We start from the raw sequence: 5,051 nt of genomic DNA, 5'->3' as shown, positions 1-5,051 counted from the left end.
CGAGACACGATTCGTAATGTTCAAGAGAATTAAAAAGCGGTATTACTTGTGTTGATAACATGAGTGGCAAAGGGCGTTATAAAGTAGAAGAACACCTGCCAAATCTTTTAGAAGATATAAAAGATTTAGTTGACTTCTATAGTCAAACTGATCCGAGCTTTAAAAGTCAAAGACTATATACTAGACTCAGTGCAGCCGAAGTCAGAAAGCAATTAATCGAAAAGTATGGTTACAGCGATGAAAAGTTACATACATCAGAAACAATTCGAGTAAAATTAAATAATTTAGGTTACAAGCTCAGAAGGATAAAGAAAGTTCAACCTCAAAAAAAATCCCACAAACTGATGCAATCTTTGAGCAATTAGACATAGTAAACAAAGACGCAGATGAAGATAAGAGTGTTTTACGTCTAAGTATGGACGGAAAAGCCCGCGCTAAGATTGGCTCATTTGACCGAGGAGGTAAAAGCCGCGATGGGGCGAAAGCTGATGACCATGATTATAATCCAAAAACAACTCTAACTCCCTATGGTATATTTCTTCCAGAGCTTGATGAGCTATTTTTATACTTTACAGAATCGAAAGTTACAAGCGATTTCATTGTTGATATTTTAGAAGATTTTTGGTTAGGAGAAAAATCTCGTTTTTCTGATATTCAAACTCTAGTTCTTAATCAAGATAATGGGCCGCAGAATAGTTCACGCCGCACCCAATTTATGAAACGTATAGTAGAGTTTGCCCACAAACATCAAGTAAATATACGTTTAGCTTATTATCCTCCCTATCATAGTAAATATAATCCAATTAGATTGGACATGGGCAGTACTAGAAAATCATTGGAACGGTAGTATTTTAGATAAACTAGAAACGGCTTTAAATTTTGCTAGCACCATGAAATGGAACGGGAAACATCCAGCCGTTAAGCTAGTACACGAAACTTATGAGAATGGGGTAAAGCTTACAAAAAAGCTATGGCTCAAATTGAAAAACAGATTGAGCGGCTAACCGATTCTACTCATGAAGTTTTCCCAAATTTAGGTAATTAGTTTATTGATATTTGTTGTAGTAAAACAAAATTTATTTGATTTTAATAACAGCATTTATTTAGCTACAAAAAATATTGATTTTACACTGTTTAACTTCAAACCAGACGACAAGTGTATAGATTCTTCATGCATAGATGAGGGGGAGAAAAGGGGTTGCCCTCGGCAACCCCTTTTCTCCCCCTTAAAATGATTATCATTCTTGAAAAATCCTATCTCTTGTTTTTCTTGGAATAATTTATTCTTTGGAAGTCCCATTGACTCCAAAGGTGACGAGAAAGAAACTGGATACTTCAAAGGTCGTGTTGATACTTTTAAACGGGTTAAAATCCTAGAAATGTCTCCAACCGAAGCAGTCTTATGGGTCAAAGGATGCTTTAGCGAATTTCAAAATATCTCTGGCTCGAAGCTGATTATTTTAGATCAAGGTACGGCTGTTTGTTCCAAATTTAAAAATACTAAAGGTGAAATTAACTGGCTCAAAGACAAAATCATCTCTTACTGTTCTTGCGGTGATAGTTCCGGTTGGCATTTCTGGATTGTCGTGCAGAACCCTCACACTGATGACTTGGGCATTTCTGGCGGACTGCGATCGCAGTTAACCTCTGTGGCGTTGGTTCATCCTGATAACGTCCCGGCTTACAATGCCATGATTGCCACCCAGTTAATCCCCAGCGATCGTAAGATTACTTCTACCCAGGTCATGGAAATTGCAGCTTCATCACCAGTTGGTCGAGCGGTTTATTACGGGGGTGTTAATCAATGGTTCCCTATGCCACAGTTAAAAAACTCTTCGCCCGAAAAGCTTACCCTATGTACAGGGCGGCCGCATCATGTCAATAAGACTAGTGTATTATCAATAAATTTAAAAAAATCTCATTAACCCCTGCTTATTGACAAAAGTTTTAACGATCATATTGAGTCTTGGAAAGTAAATCAAACGATAAATCCTGATTTTTTACCTAAGTGATGAGTAAGTATAATTTGGATGCGTTCGCCCTGAGTCTGTGTTCGGTTTTTTGGTTTGATAGTTGTTATTTAATTATCAGAAAAGCTCCAAAAATGAGCGTGCATACCAAAGCGAATATAACTGCGTGTTCCACTTTACTACTAATAATATTTATGGCAATTGCAATCAAAAATATGAATATAAAATTAATATCTTTAAAACATTTTCTGATTACCAATCAATTAAGTAATCATCAAGAGATGTTGCCATTAATTGGATTAATAACTTTTGGAATTGGATATTCATTTGACGCTAATTTTCCTAATTTGTTTGCTTTTTATATATATAAACTAGCTTGACTCTTATTCTCAAATCTTCTATCGTCAGGCATATAAAGAAGACAGTATCACACCACTAGTTTCAATGTGTCAAAATAGCCAGACTCTCGTCATAAATTTGTCATAACGCTGTCAACATAACGTAAGATAATGAAAGTTTAACTAAAAAACTTAAGTTGTTTAAGAATTTTGATGCTCGACCTCGACTGCTGATTTATATTGGGATATCGTTGCTCCCACAACAGCTTACTACCTTATGATCTAATACAGTTCAGTTAAGCATTTCTTTCTTCTCTTTCTTCTTTTTATGTCCTTCTCTACGAGACGCTGCGCGAATGCGTTCTTCTCTAACGAGACGCTGCGCGAATGCGGTACCATGCTTTAAGCCGCAGAAGCATCTACGTTCAAAAAATTAACTGTGACAAAGAGTTTTAGCCTTAATCCAATGGTAATTTCTGTAAAAAATTACCAATTCCAAATAAGATGTTCGTAAAAGGTTATCAGCAGCTAAAGACGGTAATGAGTATTACATCTGCTCCCAATAATCACCCAACGCCTCCAACCCTATCCTTTCCCGCGATAGAAGATTATGGGGTGATTGGCAATTGCCATACAGCAGCTCTTGTCAGTAGTTGTGGTTCGATTGACTGGCTTTGCTTACCTCGCTTCGATTCACCGTCTTTGTTTGCTCGGATTTTGGATCTAGAACGTGGTGGAAGCTGGAGTATTCAGCCAGCCACTGCTTGGTCAAGTAGTCATCAGTACCTAAATGAAACCAATGTACTAGAAACTATTTTTACGTGTGAGTCAGGACAAATTTCGCTGCTGGATTTTATGGATATTAGCAACCAGGAGCAGCAGCAAAGCCAAATGGCACCTGGTAGGCTAATCCGAATTATCGAGGTTAGTAAAGGAACAGTTGAAATTATTAGTACTTGCTCTCCTCGTCCTGACTATGGGCGCACAATTCCCAAGTTAGTCAAATCTGGCAACGAAGTCAGGTTTGGTTCATTCACGGTTACTGGACCTGTTGAGTGGCATTTGGACACAACAAGTAATACATTTATCTGTCAGATCATCCTCCACGCCGGAGAGCGAGTTGCATTCACGCTTTTGACTGATGAGGATGCACAACTGCCAAACCTAAACCCAACGGATGCCCTGGCATCAACTTGCGCCGAATGGCGGGGTTGGGCGAATAAGTGTACTTATCAAGGAGCGTATCGAGACGCGGTTGTTCGCAGTGCGCTGACCTTACAGTTGATGACTTATGCCCCTTCAGGAGCAATTGTAGCTGCACCGACAACTTCGTTGCCAGAAGAAATTGGTGGGGAGCGGAACTGGGATTATCGCTTCACCTGGATTCGGGACTCATCATTTACTCTTTATGCATTGCTATTAGCAGGTTATCTTGATGATGAGTGTCAGTTCTTCAATTGGATCGCCCAGACTGTGAAGATGGAAGGAACTGGAATCAAAATCCTTTACCCGATTACATCAAGTGGACAGGTTGTTGAGCAAACCTTAAATTACTTGCGTGGATATCGAGACTCGCAGCCAGTTCGGATCGGCAATGGTGCAGCAGGACAAGTTCAACTTGATGTCTATGGTGAGGTACTTAGTGCTTTACATTTCGCTTGGAAGGTTGGAAAGTACGATCCAACTGCAATTTGGGAACACATCTGCCCACTGGTAGATTGGGCTGCTGAACACTGGCACGAACCAGATAGCGGCATCTGGGAAGTGCGCGGGGGTTTGCGACATTTTGTTTACGGTAAAGTGATGCTGTGGGTGGCATTAGACTGTGGCATCGAAATGGCTGAGGCGCTTAAGCTAACTGGTGATACTACCCGTTGGCGACAGGAGCGCCAACTAATCCGCAATGAAGTGTTTGAAAAAGGGTGGAGCGAAAAACTTGGTGCCTTCAAGCAATCCTACGAGGATGAAACTCTTGATGCCTCTAATTTACTAATGTCTAGTGTTGGCTTCATTGATGGAACTGACCCGCTCATGGTGTCAACAATTGATGCGACTATCGAACATTTAGTTGAGAATGGACTGTGTTACCGTTACCGAGATGCACCAGAAGGTGTGAGTGGTAAAGAGGCATCCTTTGTTCTTTGCACCTTCTGGCTGATCAACGCACTTATCTTGGCTCAAAGGGCTACAGAGGCTCGTGTTTGGTTTGAGCAAATGCTGGCACGAAGCAGTTCGTTGGGACTATTTGCAGAAGAAATTGACTTTGAGACAGGGGCGCATCTTGGTAACTTTCCCCAAGCCTTTTCGCATATTGGTGTGATTAACGTTGCCGTTTCCTTAGCACATACAGGTAATATCGGAACAGTTGAGCGGGTGCATATTGATGCAGCAAATGCTGCATCAAGAGGTGGTGGTGGTATTCAGTAACAGTTACAAATTTGGGAAAACGAGCATAAAAATAGGGGTTTCAGGCATTGTGAATCAGGAAGCAAACACCATTGGTAATGCAATACTTCTCGGATTTTGGGGAAAAGGGAAAGAAAATACCTTTAACCAGTAACTAATGGCACTAAGAAAAGATGAAACCTAGTCAGGGCAGGGTGTTGGGTGTAGTGTTAGTTGCTTTTTTTTTTGATCAATTTTGGCTCAAAAATAGGAGATGCGGTTGAGGGTGTGAGATATTTATCGTACCAAGCTAAATAACGTTCTAGGACATCACGTTGATAACTCGGTTTGCTGATGC

General features: G+C 40.3%; 2 protein-coding genes and 1 pseudogene. All 3 read left to right on the top strand.

Going from position 1 to position 5,051, the window contains the following annotated elements; genetic code table 11:
- Positions 1–23: 23 nt before the first annotated feature.
- Positions 24–1,045, top strand: a pseudogene (locus ACFE90_RS36175) (ISAzo13 family transposase); the annotation flags it as partial.
- A gap of 199 nt (positions 1,046–1,244) precedes the next feature.
- Entirely contained in the window at positions 1,245–1,925 is a 681-nt protein-coding gene (locus ACFE90_RS36170; protein WP_375507065.1) for a hypothetical protein, read from the top strand.
- Positions 1,926–2,848: 923 nt separating this feature from the next.
- On the top strand, positions 2,849–4,735 hold the full coding sequence (locus tag ACFE90_RS36165) for a glycoside hydrolase family 15 protein (protein WP_375507064.1): 1,887 nt from the start codon (positions 2,849–2,851) through the stop codon (positions 4,733–4,735).
- Positions 4,736–5,051: the final 316 nt, after the last annotated feature.

Source organism: uncultured Nostoc sp. (assembly GCF_964245445.1).
Lineage (GTDB): Bacteria > Cyanobacteriota > Cyanobacteriia > Cyanobacteriales > Nostocaceae > Nostoc.
The sequence above is the reverse complement of the archived record's forward strand: the minus strand, read 5'-3'. Positions and strand labels throughout refer to the sequence as shown.